At 67.6% G+C, this 14,144-nt stretch carries 13 protein-coding genes and 1 pseudogene; 10 read left to right on the top strand and 4 right to left on the bottom strand.

From position 1 onward, the window contains the following. Positions 1–39: 39 nt before the first annotated feature. The 9 genes from RMCB_RS34860 (at position 40) to RMCB_RS36220 (ending at position 7,794) form a co-directional block, all read left to right on the top strand. Complete coding sequence (locus RMCB_RS34860; protein ID WP_062832395.1) at positions 40–993, top strand: ABC transporter substrate-binding protein; 954 nt, start codon at positions 40–42, stop codon at positions 991–993. A 36-nt stretch (positions 994–1,029) separates the two neighbouring features. Beyond that, positions 1,030–1,713 carry a queuosine precursor transporter gene (locus tag RMCB_RS34855; RefSeq protein ID WP_029371553.1) on the top strand — a complete coding sequence of 228 codons (684 nt, stop codon included), beginning with the start codon at positions 1,030–1,032 and terminating at the stop codon, positions 1,711–1,713. 74 nt (positions 1,714–1,787) lie between these two features. Then, the gene (locus tag RMCB_RS34850) at positions 1,788–2,450 is read left to right on the top strand and encodes a 5-oxoprolinase subunit B family protein (protein ID WP_062832394.1); all 663 of its coding nucleotides are present in this window, start codon (positions 1,788–1,790) and stop codon (positions 2,448–2,450) included. 16 nt (positions 2,451–2,466) lie between these two features. After that, on the top strand, positions 2,467–3,348 hold the full coding sequence (locus tag RMCB_RS34845; protein WP_029371555.1) for a 5-oxoprolinase/urea amidolyase family protein: 882 nt from the start codon (positions 2,467–2,469) through the stop codon (positions 3,346–3,348). An 83-nt stretch (positions 3,349–3,431) separates the two neighbouring features. Then, on the top strand, positions 3,432–4,010 hold the full coding sequence (locus RMCB_RS34840) for a GNAT family N-acetyltransferase (RefSeq protein WP_063979715.1): 579 nt from the start codon (positions 3,432–3,434) through the stop codon (positions 4,008–4,010). 98 nt (positions 4,011–4,108) lie between these two features. After that, positions 4,109–5,524 carry a nitrate/nitrite transporter gene (locus tag RMCB_RS34835; RefSeq protein ID WP_062832392.1) on the top strand — a complete coding sequence of 472 codons (1,416 nt, stop codon included), beginning with the start codon at positions 4,109–4,111 and terminating at the stop codon, positions 5,522–5,524. Positions 5,525–5,559: 35 nt separating this feature from the next. Next, positions 5,560–6,729 (top strand): uroporphyrinogen-III synthase, encoded by a 1,170-nt coding sequence (locus RMCB_RS34830; RefSeq protein ID WP_062832470.1) that lies wholly within the window; start codon positions 5,560–5,562, stop codon positions 6,727–6,729. Beyond that, positions 6,726–7,421 (top strand): sirohydrochlorin chelatase, encoded by a 696-nt coding sequence (locus tag RMCB_RS34825; protein ID WP_062832391.1) that lies wholly within the window; start codon positions 6,726–6,728, stop codon positions 7,419–7,421. Before RMCB_RS34830 ends, RMCB_RS34825 begins: the two co-directional genes overlap by 4 nt. 217 nt (positions 7,422–7,638) lie before the next feature. Next, positions 7,639–7,794: a hypothetical protein gene (locus tag RMCB_RS36220; RefSeq protein ID WP_165606375.1), complete on the top strand. Its 156-nt coding sequence runs from the start codon at positions 7,639–7,641 to the stop codon at positions 7,792–7,794. Between the two features lie 546 nt (positions 7,795–8,340). On the opposite strand, the gene nirD is transcribed toward RMCB_RS36220, so the two are convergent. The 4 genes and pseudogenes from nirD to RMCB_RS37030 form a co-directional block, all read right to left on the bottom strand. After that, positions 8,341–8,712 carry a nitrite reductase small subunit NirD gene (gene nirD, locus RMCB_RS34815; RefSeq protein WP_062832390.1) on the bottom strand — a complete coding sequence of 124 codons (372 nt, stop codon included), beginning with the start codon at positions 8,710–8,712 and terminating at the stop codon, positions 8,341–8,343. Beyond that, positions 8,709–11,258: a nitrite reductase large subunit NirB gene (nirB, locus tag RMCB_RS34810; protein ID WP_062832389.1), complete on the bottom strand. Its 2,550-nt coding sequence runs from the start codon at positions 11,256–11,258 to the stop codon at positions 8,709–8,711. Before nirB ends, nirD begins: the two co-directional genes overlap by 4 nt. 102 nt (positions 11,259–11,360) lie before the next feature. Continuing rightward, positions 11,361–12,932, bottom strand: coding sequence for a histidine ammonia-lyase (gene hutH / locus RMCB_RS34805; protein WP_062832388.1), 1,572 nt, complete (start codon positions 12,930–12,932; stop codon positions 11,361–11,363). A gap of 49 nt (positions 12,933–12,981) precedes the next feature. Next, positions 12,982–13,056, bottom strand: a pseudogene (locus tag RMCB_RS37030) (universal stress protein); the annotation flags it as partial. Between the two features lie 185 nt (positions 13,057–13,241). Here RMCB_RS37030 and RMCB_RS34795 point away from each other — a divergent pair. After that, positions 13,242–14,111 carry a MurR/RpiR family transcriptional regulator gene (locus RMCB_RS34795; RefSeq protein WP_062832387.1) on the top strand — a complete coding sequence of 290 codons (870 nt, stop codon included), beginning with the start codon at positions 13,242–13,244 and terminating at the stop codon, positions 14,109–14,111. Positions 14,112–14,144: the final 33 nt, after the last annotated feature.

Below are 14,144 nucleotides of genomic sequence, written 5' to 3'. Positions count from 1 at the left end.
TCGGTGACGTCACCACCGCAAAGCAGTTACGCTGGCTAAGTGCCGACAACTGTGTCCCGGCGGGGGTTTCTGGCTATCACCGCGGGTATGGCGCTGGTAGCCGCGTGCAGCACCGAGAAGCCTGGCCAAGTCGCAAAGGACGGTTCGGTCACCGTCCGGCACGTCTTCGGCGAGACGAAGATCCCGGCGCCGCCGCAGCGCGTGGTCAGCGCCGGTTTCACCGGTCAGGACGATCTGCTGGCCGTCGGCGTGGTGCCGATCGCCGTCACCGAATGGTTCGGTGAGGAGCCGTTCGCGGTATGGCCTTGGGCGCAGCCCAAACTCGCCGGCGCCCAACCCACGGTGCTGAGCCTGGCCGACGGTATCCAGGTCGAGCAGATCAAGGGGCTCAAACCGGACCTCATCATCGCCACCGATGCCGGGCTGGACTCCGACACGTACGCCAAGCTGTCCGAGATCGCGCCCACCGTCGCGCAGTCCGGCCAGGACGCCTTCTTCGAGCCGTGGAAGGACCAGGCCACCATCATCGGCCAGGCCGTGTTCAAGAACGACCAGATGGCAGGCCTGATCAGCGGCGTCGACGACAAGTTCAAGGCCGCGGCCACCAACAACCCGCAGTTCAACGGCAAGAAGGCGATGCTGTTGGGCGGCACGCTGTTCCGCGACAGCGTTCAGGCCACCCCGCCCGGGTGGCGCACCGACTTCCTGACCCAGCTCGGCTTCACTGTCCCGCCGGTCGACAAGCTGATCCCCCGCGACCAGATGGCCGCCGTCCTGGACAGTGCCGATGTGCTCATCTGGACAACCGGGAGCGACCAGGATCGCGACGCGTTGCTCGCCGACCCCACCATCGCCGGCTTGCGGGCCACCGCGCGTAACCGGCACGTCTTCACCACCAAGGACCTGGCCGGGGCCATCGCGTTCGCCTCGACGCTGTCCTACCCGTTGGTGGCCGATCAGTTGCCACCCCTGCTGGCCCGCGCGCTGACCTGACAGGCCCGATCAAGACAAGCCTGACAAAATGACCGCGTGACAAGCACCCAAGAGCACCAGCATCGCGGCACGGCGGCCATCGGCTCCGCCTACTATCCGGTGCTCGTCGCGGTGTTCACGGCATTGGTGATCATCTCCAACGTCACCGCCACCAAGGGCGTCGCGTTCGGTCCGATCATCACCGACGGCGGGTTCATCGTCTTTCCGCTGACCTACGTCATCGGCGACGTGCTCTCCGAGGTGTACGGATTCAAGGCCGCGCGGCGCGCGATCTTTCTCGGCTTCGCGATGAATGTCCTGGCGGCGTTCACCTTCTGGGTGACCATCTACCTGCCCGCCGCCGACTTCTACACCAACGAAGAGCACTTCGAAAACGTCGTGCATGCGTACACGCAGCTGATCATCGCCGGACTGGCCGGCTTCATCGTCGGGCAGACCATCAACGCCTGGGTGGTGGTCGCCATCAAGCAGCGCACCAAGGAAAAGCACCTGTGGGCCCGACTGGTCGGTTCCACGTTCGCCGGACAGCTCGGCGACACCCTGGTGTTCTGCAGCATCGCCGCAGGCGCCATCGGCATCTCGACGTTCAGAGACTTCGCCGTCTACACCGCGCTCGGCTGGTTCTACAAGACCGCGGTCGAGGTGGTCATGCTGCCCGTCACCTACCGCGTGATCGCCTTCATCAAGCGTCGCGAACCCACCTACCAGCTTGCGGTGTGAGGCTTCGGTAAGGCAGTTCTGGCAAGGCTCATAGAGCCACCCATTTCCTAGCTACTCGCGGGTAGTTTCGGAATATGAGTGTGGCATCAGATGTGGTGGACGCAGTCGTCATGCCTGCGGTCCACGAATATGGAAATCACGCGCTGCTGCTCGAGTTCGACAGCACGGCCGACGTTTTGGCGTGGACAGCCCAGCTGCACAAGACCGAGCTGCCCGGTGTCGTGGACATCGTCCCGGCGTCCCGCACCATCCTGATCAAGCTCGCCAGTCCGCGCTACCAGCCCGGGGCCCGGCAGCGGCTGAGCAAGCTCCGGCCGGCACCGGAGCCGCTCGCCGCCGAACCGGTGAGCGGCCAGGTCGACGTGACCATCGACGTCGTCTACGACGGCGCCGATCTGCATGAAGTGGCGGCGCTGACCGGGCTGACGCCCGCGGGCGTCATCGCGGCGCACATCGGGACCCCGTGGCGGGTCGGATTCGGCGGTTTCGCACCAGGTTTCGCCTACCTGGTGGACGGTGATCCGCGACTGCAGGTTCCCCGCCGCGCCGAACCGCGGACCAGCGTTCCCGCCGGGGCCGTCGGGTTGGCCGGCGAGTTCAGCGGCATCTACCCGCGGCAGTCCCCGGGCGGCTGGCAGTTGATCGGGCACACCGACGCCGTGCTGTTCGACGTCGACCGCGAGAAGCCGGCGCTGCTGACGCCGGGCATGCGGGTCCAGTTCCGGGCGATCGGTTGAGGGAGGCAGAACAGACATGACCACCACACTGGAAGTGCTGCGTACCGGCCCGCTGGCACTGCTGGAAGATCTGGGCCGCCCCGGCCTGGCACACATGGGTGTCAGCCGCTCGGGCGCCGCCGATCGTCGCTCTCACACGCTGGCCAACCGGCTGGTGGCCAACCCGGGTGAGCACGCCACCATCGAGGTGACCTTCGGCGGATTCTCGGCCCGGGTGCGCGGCGGAGACGTCGCCATCGCTGTCACCGGCGCCGACACCGATCCCGCGGTGAACGGAATCCCGTTCGGCACCAACAGCATCCATTACGTGCACGACGGTCAGGTGATCTCACTCGGTGCGCCGCACTCGGGATTACGGAGCTATCTCGCGGTGCGCGGCGGCATCAACGTCGAACCCGTGCTGGGTTCACGTAGCTACGACGTGATGTCGTCGATCGGGCCCACCCCGCTGCAGCCGGGGGACATCCTTCCCATCGGCGAACACACCGACGAGTTCCCCGAACTGGACCAAGCTCCGGTGGCCGCGATCACCGACGAGGCGGTCGAGCTGCAGGTCGTGCCGGGCCCACGTGACGACTGGTTCGTCGACCCCGACGTGCTCATCCGCACCAACTGGCTGGTGACCAACCGCAGCGACCGGGTCGGCATGCGTTTGGTCGGCATGCCATTGGACTACCGCTGGCCGGATCGTCAACTGCCCAGCGAAGGCGCCACCCGCGGGGCCATTCAGGTGCCGCCCAACGGTTTTCCGGTGATCCTCGGTCCGGACCACCCGGTCACCGGTGGTTATCCCGTGATCGGCGTGGTGACCGACGAAGACATCGACAAACTGGGCCAGGTGCGGCCCGGCCAGACCGTCCGACTGCACTGGGCCCACCCACGGCGTCCGTTCGACTGATCCGCCCGGGGCCGCACCGAGACACCGCCGGGCATCGCTGGTAGAAACAGGGTGTGCTTACGCGCGATCCTGGTGCTCCCCATATCCGCGGAGACCTCGGTGCCCGTCTTCGTGACGTCTACACCGCGCGGCTGGTCCATACCTCCGATCTCGACCACGAGACCCGTGAAGGTGCCCGCCGCATGGTCATCGAGGCGTTCGGCGGGGATTTCACCGATGCGGACTGGGAGCACGCTCTCGGCGGCATGCACGCCCTGATCTGCCATCACGGTGCCTTGATCGCACACGGTGCGGTGGTTCAACGACGGCTGCTCTACCGCGACACCGCGCTGCGCTGCGGCTACCTCGAGGCCATTGCGGTGCGCGAGGACTGGCGGGGGCAGGGACTGGCCACCGCGGTCATGGACGCGCTCGAACAGGTGCTGCGCGGCGCGTACCAGATCGGCGCGCTGAGTGCGTCGGAAGAGGGCCGACCGATGTACACCTCGCGCGGCTGGCTGGCGTGGCAGGGGCCGACATCGGTGCTGCAGCCCGCGGGCCTGGCGCGCACGCCCGACGACGACCAATCGCTGTTCGTGCTGCCCGTCGACTTGCCGAACGGCATCGAACTGGACACCACCGCCGAGTTGACCTGCGATTGGCGCGACGGCGACGTCTGGTAACGGCCTCACACGCCGGCCCAGGAGCCAGTGAGCGGAATTTCACGGCCGGGTCACCGCGGGGAGCCTCCGGGCAATAATCGGTTCCTACCGTTCGGGCCATGCCGAAACTATTGAAGCCCAATCACATCACCGACTGGGATCCCGAGGACACCGAAGCCTGGGAGAACGGGAACAAGTACATCGCGCGGCGCAACCTGATCTGGTCGGTGTTCGCCGAGCACATCGGGTTTTCCATCTGGTCCATCTGGTCGGTCATGGTGCTGTTCATGCCCGAGTCGGTCTACGGCTTCACCGCCGGTGACAAGTTCCTGCTCGGCGCGACCGCCACCTTGGTGGGTGCATGCCTGCGCATTCCCTACACGCTGGCGACCGCCACGTTCGGCGGTCGCAACTGGACCGCGTTCTCGGCCTTCGTGCTGTTGATCCCGACGGTGGGCACCATGGTGCTGCTGGCCCATCCCGGCCTGCCGCTGTGGCCGTACCTGGTGTGCGCGGCGCTGGCCGGATTCGGCGGCGGCAACTTCGCGTCGTCGATGACGAACATCAACGCGTTCTACCCGCAGCGGCTCAAGGGCTGGGCACTGGGCCTCAACGCCGGCGGCGGCAACATCGGTGTGCCGATGATCCAGCTGATCGGACTGCTGGTCATCGCGACGGCCGGGAACCGGGCGCCCTACTGGGTGTGCGCGGTGTATCTGGTGGCGCTGGCGGTCGCCGGCATCGGCGCGGCGCTCTACATGGACAACCTCGAACAGCACAAGATCGACCTGGGTGCGATGAAAGCCATTCTTGCCGAACGGGATACGTGGGTGATCTCGCTGCTCTACATCGGCACGTTCGGATCGTTCATCGGGTTCGCGTTCGCGTTCGGTCAGGTACTGCAGATCAATTTCGCCGCGGGCGGCCAAAGCCCGGCCCAGGCTTCTCTGCACGCCGCGCAGATCGCGTTCATCGGCCCACTGCTCGGCTCGCTGTCCCGGGTCTACGGCGGCAAGCTGGCCGACCGGGTCGGCGGCGGCCGGGTGACCCTGGCGGTCTTCGGCGGCATGATCCTGGCCGCCGGCCTACTCGTCGCGATCAGCACCGTCGACGATCACACCGCGGGCGCGGCGACGGGCCCGATGATGGCCGGCTACGTCGTCGGGTTCGTCGCGCTGTTCCTGCTCAGCGGCCTGGGCAACGGCTCGGTGTACAAGATGATCCCGTCCATCTTCGAGGCCCGCAGCCGCTCCCTGCCGGTGGACCAGGAGGCCAGGCAGCAGTGGTCGCGATCGATGTCGGGGGCGCTGATCGGGTTCGCCGGAGCGGTCGGCGCGCTGGGCGGGGTCGGCATCAACCTGGCACTGCGCCAGTCCTATCTGTCCAGTGGCTCGGCGAGCACCGCGTTGTGGCTGTTCCTGGCCTTCTACGTGCTGGCCTCGGCCGTCACCTGGTTCCGCTATGTCCGCCGGCCTGCCGCCGCAGACCGCACAATGGTCCAGACAGACCGACACGCCTCGGCAATGGCCGGGTAATGACTTGGAAACACGACGTGCCTTCACTGGACCCCATGACCGAGCCCGACTGGGCCCCTCTCACCGGATTCCGCGTGGCGGTGACTTCCGCCCGACGCGCCGATGAGCTCAGTACGCTGCTGACGCGCCGCGGCGCGACGGTGACCAGCGCGGCTGCCATCACGATGGTTCCGCTGCCCGACGACGACGAGCTGCGCACCAACACCGAGGCCCTGATCGCCGATGCGCCCGACATCGTGGTCGCCACGACGGGGATCGGCTTTCGCGGTTGGATCGCGGCGGCGGACGGTTGGGGCCTTGCCGCCGACCTGACGCACGCGCTGAGTCAAGCCCGCATCGTGTCCCGCGGTCCGAAGGCCACGGGCGCGCTGCGGGCGGCAGGGCTGCCCGAGGAATGGTCACCCGATTCGGAATCCTCCCGCGAGGTGGTGCACTATCTCGTCGAGCACGGAATCGCAGGCCTGCGCATCGCCGTGCAGTTGCACGGTGCCACCGACGAGTGGGACCCGTTCCCCGAGTTTCTCGACGAATTGCGAAGCGCCGGTGCGGATGTGGTCCCCATTCGGGTGTACCGCTGGCATCCCGCACCACGCGACGGCGAATTCGACCAGCTGGTCGCCGGTATCGCCGAACAGCGTTTCGACGCGGTCAGTTTCACCTCGGCCCCCGCGGTGGCCTCGGTGTTGATGCGGGCGACCGAGATGGACATCGCCGATCAGGTGGTGTCGGCACTGCGCACCAACGTGCACGCGATGTGTGTGGGACCCGTGACGGCCCGGCCGTTGGTCCGGCTCGGGATACCCGTGTCGGCGCCCGAACGCATGCGGCTGGGTGCACTGGCGCGCCACATCACCGACGAACTACCCCTGCTGCAGGCCCGGACCGTCCGCGTTGCCGGGCATGTCCTGGAGATCCGGGGCACCTGCGTGCTGGTCGACGGCGTCGTCAAGCCGCTGTCGCCGGCATCGATGGCGACCATCCGCGCGCTGGCCCACCGGCCCGGCGCGGTGGTGTCCCGATTCGATCTGCTCGGTGCGCTGCCGGGCAGCGGCACCGACACCCACGCCGTCGAAACGGCAGTGTTGCGGCTACGAACTGCGTTGGGAGACAAGAACATCGTGTCGACCGTGGTGAAGCGCGGCTACCGGCTGGCCGTTGACGAGCCACCCGCAGCGGTGGACGCCGACCTCGCCGGGGCGCGATGAGCCTGGTGCTGGTGGCGCACGGCACCCGCAAGCCGGGCGGCGTGGCCATGATCAACGAACTCGCCGAGCGCGTGGCACACATGCTGGGCCGACCCGTCCACGTCTCGTTCGTCGACGTGCTCGGACCGACACCCACCGAGGTGCTCGCGACCCTGCCTGCGGATGCACCCGCGGTGGTGGTGCCCGCATTCTTGGCCAACGGCTATCACGTCCGCGTCGACGTGCCCAACCATGTCGCCGCGAGTGGTCACCCCGCGGTGACCATCACCCGCGCGCTGGGACCGTGCCCGGGCACCGTCCGGGTGCTGGCCGATCGGCTGGTCGAATCAGGCTGGCGTCCAGGTGTTTCCGTGATCCTCGCGGCGGCAGGCACGTCGGATCCCGGCGCTCAGTCCGATCTGCGCCGCACCGCCGCACTGCTGTCAGCCGTTACCGGCGATCGCGTAGAACTGGCCTATGCCGCCACCGGCGCGCCCAGCGTCGCCGAAGCTGTTGCCGCGCAGCGCCAACGCGGCGGCCGCCGCATTGCAGTGGCGTCCTACCTGCTTGCCGATGGGCTCTTCCAGGATCGGTTGCGTGACGCCGGTGGGGATATCGTCAGCGAACCGCTGGGGTTGCACCCGGGCATGGTTCGGCTGATCGCCAACCGGTTCCGCCGAGCGGGCGTATTGGGCCTGCCGGTCGCGGCGTGAGGCCAGCGCGCGTCCGACGTACGGCCCGGCCAGCACGGCCAGCAACAGCACGGCACCGCCACCACCAACCGACAGCGCTGCCGTCCGACGCTGGCTGACCAGTCCCTCGCACTGCTCGGCGTAGTCACTCATCACGTACGCCGGCCCGGCCAGGGTGTGTTGGTCCAGGTTGAGTAGATCCTGCTTGGCCGCGACGTCGTAGGACGGGCGCATACCGGTGCCGCACGGTATCGGCGCACCGGTGCGATCGACCACATTCAGGCCGAGCGGCAACATCAACGCGATCACCGAGCCCAGCATCGCCGCTGCACCGAGCAAAGTCACCAGCTTGACCATCGAACGTGCAAATATCATCCTCGTCAGCCCCTTTTGAAGCACTCCCCAACGGGATAGTAGCGACGCCCAGCGAACTTTTCTAGTTAGCCAGAGCAAACCGCCAAGACCCACTGGCACCTGTTCAACTGCCGTTCATCGGGATGATCTGCAGCGTGAAAAACGCTTGTACCCGCGTTTTCGGCTTACTAAACATGCACACCGGCATCCGGGCTGATCACGGCGTTGCGGGATTTTGGGTTGTACTCAGCTATCGTATGACCGATAGCTGGTCTTTGTTTGCAGGAGCTTGGGTAACGGTGCAGGTAACAACTCTGGGCGGCGCTCGCCGCCCCGACGGTGAGTCCATTCGTGCCAGCAACTAACCCAACGCCCGCCGAACTGTTGCGGGTGCGTCTGTTGAGCGCGCTCGCGGGTACGCGACGATCGATGACCACCGCCGAACTTCGTAATCATGTTCACGAACACTTCGCCGAACCTGTCGTGATCGAGGCGGTGTACCGGAACCTGACAGTGCTGGAACGACGCGGTGACGTCCGGCGCTGTGACGGACCGGGCCGCGACGCCTACTGGATGGCCGCAGGCGCTACCGCGCGACCTGGACGAAGCCGCCGGGCGTGACACGGGTCCGATAGACCGGAACGAACATCTCGGGGTCGTCGAGGCAGCTGCCGTCGTCGAATGCGAACGCCTGCTTCTTAATCGGCGACTGGACGGTCGCCCGGCCTCCGCGGTCGCCCACGATGCCCCGGGACATCACGGCCGCACCGCAGAACGGGTCGATGTTGCCCACGGCGTGCAGCGTGCCGTCGTCGAGCCGGAACAGCGCCACCTGCGATCCGTCGGGCAACAGCACGGCCACGCCGCGGCACGGCATCAGGTAGTCGTACCGGCATGCGGTCGTCCAGTCCCAGAGTTGTCGCGAGTAGACGTCGTTGCGGTCGTCGAGCAGTGTCATATCGACTCCTCCATGGGTCGGATCGTGGGCATGCCGATGTCGGTTGCGCTCCTCATGGCGGGAACCTTCCGCCCGTCCCGCTGCGTGAAGGCGACGGTGGGGTCGGCGACGTCTGGGGCATTGACGAACGAGACGAACCGCGACAGCTTCTCGGGGTCTTCCAGCACGCCCTTCCATTCGCAGGCGTACCCGTCGACGTGGCGGGCCATCGCGGCTTCGAACTCCGCCGCGAGCCCCAGCGAGTCGTTGCAGATGACGTCCCGCAGATGAGCCATGCCGCCGTCGAGGCCCTCCACCCACGGCGCGGTGCGCTGCAGGCGGTCGGCGGTGCGGATGTAGAACATCAGGAACCGGTCGATGTAGCGCACCAGCGTCTCGTCGTCGAGGTCGCCGGCCAGCAGTTGCGCGTGCTTGGGCGTCATCCCGCCGTTGCCGCCGACGTAGAGGTTCCAGCCGGTTTCGGTGGCGATGACGCCGACGTCCTTGCCGCGCGCCTCCGCGCATTCCCGGGCGCAGCCCGACACCCCCATCTTGAGTTTGTGCGGGGACCGCAGCCCGCGATACCGCAACTCGAGGTTGATGGCCATCTGCACGGAATCCTGCTGGCCGTACCGGCACCAGTCGCTGCCGACGCAACTCTTCACGGTGCGCAACGACTTGCCGTAGGCGTGCCCGGATTCCATCCCGCCTTCGACCAGCCGACGCCAGATCTCGGGCAACTGCTCCACCCGGGCGCCGAACATGTCGATGCGCTGGCCACCGGTGATCTTGGTGTACAGGTCGAAATCGCGCGCGATCTCCCCGATCAGGATCAGCTGCTCGGCCGTGATGTCCCCGCCGGGAACTCGTGGCACCACCGAGTAGCTGCCGTTCTTCTGGATGTTGGCCAGGAAGTGGTCGTTGGAGTCCTGCAGCGAGGCCTGCTCACCGGAGAGGATGTGCTCCGAACTGGTCGACGCCAGGATCGACGCGATCGTGGGTTTGCAGATGTCACAACCTTTTCCGGTGCCGAACCGGGCCAGCAGCCCGGAGAAGGTACGGATTTCGGTGGCACTGATGATCTCGAACAGCTCGGCACGTGACTGGGTGAAGTGCTCACACAGTGCCTTGGACTGTTCGACGCCCTCGGCCTCCAGCAGCTGCTTGAGCAGCGGCACGCAGGATCCGCACGACGTGCCTGCCAGCGTGCACTTCTTGAGCTGGGCCACATCGCAGCAGCCACCGGCGATGGCACCGGTGAGATCGCCCTTGGTGACGTTGTTGCACGAGCAGATCTGCGCGGTATCGGGCAACGCGCCGACGCCGAGAGCGCTTGCGCCAGAGCCTGATCCGGGCGGCGCGATGAGCGCCATCGGGTCGCCGGGCAACTGCTCGCCGACCATCGGCCGCAGCACCCCGTACGCGGACGCGTCACCAACCAGGATGCCGCCCAGCAGGGTCTTGGCATCGTCGGAGAGGACCAGCTTGGCGTAGGTCTGGTTCACCGCGTCGTTGACCACCACCTGCAGGCAGTCCGGCGTGGCGCCCATGGCGTCGCCGAAGCTCGCCACGTCGACACCCAGCAGCTTCAGCTTGGTCGACATGTCGGCCTCGGGGAACTCCGCCGCACCGCCCAGCAGCCGGTCGGCCACCACCTCGGCACTGGTGTATCCCGGGCCGACCAGGCCGTAGCAGCGGCCTTCGATCGCGGCCACCTCGCCGACCGCGAAAATACTGGGATCCGAAGTGACGCAAGATAAGTCGGTGAGCACGCCGCCGCGCTCGGCGGTGACCAGCCCGGCCGCGCGGGCCAGCTCGTCCCGCGGTCGCACCCCCGCCGCGAAGATCACCACACCGGCGTCGATCAAGCTGCCGTCGGAGAGGCACACCCGCACCCCGCCGTCGATGGACTCGATCGCGTCCGTGCCGACATCGATGTGCACGGCGATACCGAGTTCGCCGACCATCCTGACCAGCAGTGCCCCACCGGCCTCGTCGAGCTGCTGGTTCATCAGGCGCGGTGCCCGCTCGACGATGTGCGCGGGCAGGCCGAACTGCCGCAACGCGTTGGCGGCCTCGAGCCCGAGCAGACCGCCGCCGATCACCACGCCGGCCAGGCCGTTGTCGGCGGCCCGCTGAGCAGCTGCGCGGATCGCGTCGAGATCGTCGAGGGTGCGGTAGACGTGGCAGCCCGGCAGGTCGTGTCCCGGCACCGGCGGCACGAACGCGTACGAGCCGGTGGCCAGCACCAGGGCGTCGTAGTCGACGCGGCGTCCATCGCCGGTGCGCACCGTCTTGGCGGCGCGGTCGATCTCGGTGGCCGCACTGCCGAGCCACAGCTCGACGTTGTCGTCGCCCAGGTAGCCGTTGCCGGGCAGCGCCAGCTGAGCGCGGTCCCAGTGCTCGGTGTATCCCGTCAGCCCGACGCGGTCGTATGCGGCATCGGATTCCTCCGCAAGGATCGTGACTCGCCAGTCCCCCGCGGTGTCCCTGGCCCGCAACGCCTCGACAAAGCGGTGGCCCACCATGCCGTGACCGACCACGACGACGTTTCGTGTTCCAGACATACCGCGAGGTTAGGAACGCGATATTGCCGCAATGTCGCGCTGTGTGAAGCGCCCATCACGGTGTGCTCACGGCCCTGGCGGGCGGTATGTGAGGAGCTGACCTCAGTGTTCGGCCGAGACGCCCTGCAAGGGCTCCGGCAGTGCCGAGTTCGCCGCAGCCACCGCGGCCCCGCTGCGGACGAACTCCACGGCCGCCTCGACCTCGCGGGACAGGAAGCGGTCCTGCCCCGGACCCGGCACGGTTTCGCGCAGCGCGGCGACGACGGCGCCGGTGGCGGGCCCTGGCTGCAGCGGGGCGCGCAGGTCGATGGCGCGTGCCGCGGTGAGCAATTCGACGGCGAGCACGCGGGTCAGCCCGTCGAGCGCCAGCCGCAGTTTGCGGGCCGCCGACCATCCCATCGAGACGTGGTCCTCCTGCATCGCGCTCGACGGGATGGAGTCGACACTGGCAGGCACTGCCAGGCGCTTGAGCTCCGAGACGATCGCGGCCTGGGTGTACTGCGCGATCATGTGCCCCGAGTCGACGCCCGCGTCGTGCGCCAGGAACGGCGGCAGCCCACGTGACCGCGCCACGTCGAGCATGCGATCGGTGCGTCGTTCACTGATCGAGGCCAGATCGGCGACGGCGATGGCCAGGAAGTCCAGCACGTAGGCGACGGGCGCACCGTGGAAGTTGCCGTTGGATTCCACGCGGCCGTCGAGCGTGACGACCGGGTTGTCGACGGCCGAGGCCAGCTCGTAGCCGGCGATCCTGCGGGCGTGGGCCAGGGTGTCGCGGGCGGCCCCGGCGACCTGGGGTGCGCACCGCATCGAGTAGGCGTCCTGGACATACGTGCAGTCAGGGCCGACGTGGCTTGCGACGATGGGCGAATTCGCCAGCAGCGCACGCATATTCGCCGCGGCCACGGCCTGGCCCGGCTGCGGACGCAAGGCCTGCAGATCGGCCGCGAACACCCGGTCGGTGCCCAGCATGGCCTCGACGCTCATGGCAGCCGTCAGATCCGCACAGCGCAGCAGCATGTCGAAGTCGTGGCAGGCCAACAGCAGCATGCCGAGCATGCCGTCGGTGCCGTTGATGAGCGCGAGACCGTCCTTCTCGGCGGGCTCGATCGGTTCGATGCCTGCCTCGCGCATCGCGTCGGCGGACTCACGCAGATTGCCTGCGGCATCACGCACGTCGCCCTCACCGAGGAGCGCCAACGCGCAGTGGGCCAGGGGCGCCAGATCGCCCGAGCAGCCCAGCGAACCGTACTCCCGCACAACGGGTGTGATGCCGGCATCGAGCAGGGCAGCGATGGTCGCGGCGGCCTTGAGCTGTACACCCGTCCGGCCGGTGGCCAGGGTCGAGAGCCGCAGCAGCATGAGGGCGCGGACCACCTCACGTTCCACTTCGGGTCCGGAGCCGGCGGCATGCGATCGGATCAGGGACCGCTGCAACTGGACTCGCTGCTCGAGTGGGATGTGCACGCTGGCCAGCGCACCGAAACCCGTCGACACGCCGTAGTGCGGTTTGACGTCGTGGGCGAGGGCGTCGACGACGGCACGCGCCTCCGCGATCGCGGCAAGTGCGTCGCTGCCGAGCTCCACGCCGGCCCCATGCCGGGCCACGGCAACCACATCAGCTTCCGAAACCGGTCCCCGGCCAACGGTGACCCGGGGCGGCGTGCTGTTCATCTGATTCTCCCTACTGTGCTGCTGGAACCTGGATGGGTTTGCGGCGTCGTCACGGAACCACGATGACCGGCACCGGTGAGTTGCGGGCGATTTTGGTCGCCGTCGAACCGAGGAGCAGCCGCGAGCGCCCCGATTCTGTGCCGAGGACTCCGGCGGGTGCTGCGAAAGCACGCTACAACGCGATGAATGAATACAGCAAGTGTTCGTTTTCCAGTTAGGGTGACTATTCACTTGATATTGATGACGGGGCTTGACAGGTCTTCATTCAGGGAGCACATTTTTGGGCTAACACCGTCGAATCGAGGGACGATGCCGATAGGGCAGACACCGGCAGCTGCCGCCAGCGTGCGGCGCTGGCTCAACATGCTGATCGAAGGCCGTCAGCTGTCTCCCGCGCAGCGACGCGTGGCGGGTTTTCTGCTCGACCACCCCGAGGAAGCGGTGTGGCTCAGCGCCGAGGAGCTCGGCCGCCGCTCGGGCGTCAGCCAGCCGACGGTCAGCCGCTTCGCCTCAGCCCTGGGCTTCGACGGCTACCCTGAGCTGCGCGAACAGGCCAGGGCTCAAGTGCAGGAGCAACTGCGCGGCAGCACCACCGAAGCCGACTCGGTCAGCGCGCTACGGCGCCTGATCGCCGCGGAGACCGCGAACCTCGCCGAGCTCGCGTCCAGCCCATGGGCGGGCGAACGGATCGACCGGATCGGCAGCTACCTCGCCGAATCGCGGCCGCTGCCGGTGCTCGGGCTGCGGGTGTCCAAGCCGTTCGCCGACATCTTCGTCCACTTCGCCGCGAAGGTGCACCCCGACGTCCGGTCGGTTCCGGCCGGCTCGGACGGCGACGATGTCCTGGTCAACGCCCGCGCCGCGGGTGCGACGTGGCTTCTGGCCTTCGGCCTGCCGCGCTACCCGCGCGCCCTGCAGGAGTCCATTCAGTTCGCCCGCACCCTCGGGCTGCGAGTCGCCCTGATCACCGACAGCCCGCTGTGCCCGCTGGCAGGCGAAGTCGACGATCTGCTCGCCGCGCCCGTCGCCCCGACACTGACCTTCGATTCCACCGTCGCGCCGATGGCGCTGACCATGAGCTTGCTTCACGCGCTCACGGAGGCGCTGCCCGAACACGGTCAGCGGTGGCTCGAAGAGTTCGACCAGCGCGCGGCAGATCGCAACCTGTTTCTCGATTAGCCACTCCACCAACCCATTTCGATATTCAAGGGA

It is taken from the genome of Mycolicibacterium brisbanense (genome assembly GCF_001570425.1).
Classification (GTDB): domain Bacteria; phylum Actinomycetota; class Actinomycetes; order Mycobacteriales; family Mycobacteriaceae; genus Mycobacterium; species Mycobacterium brisbanense.
This window is presented reverse-complemented; position numbering and strand designations above follow the sequence as displayed.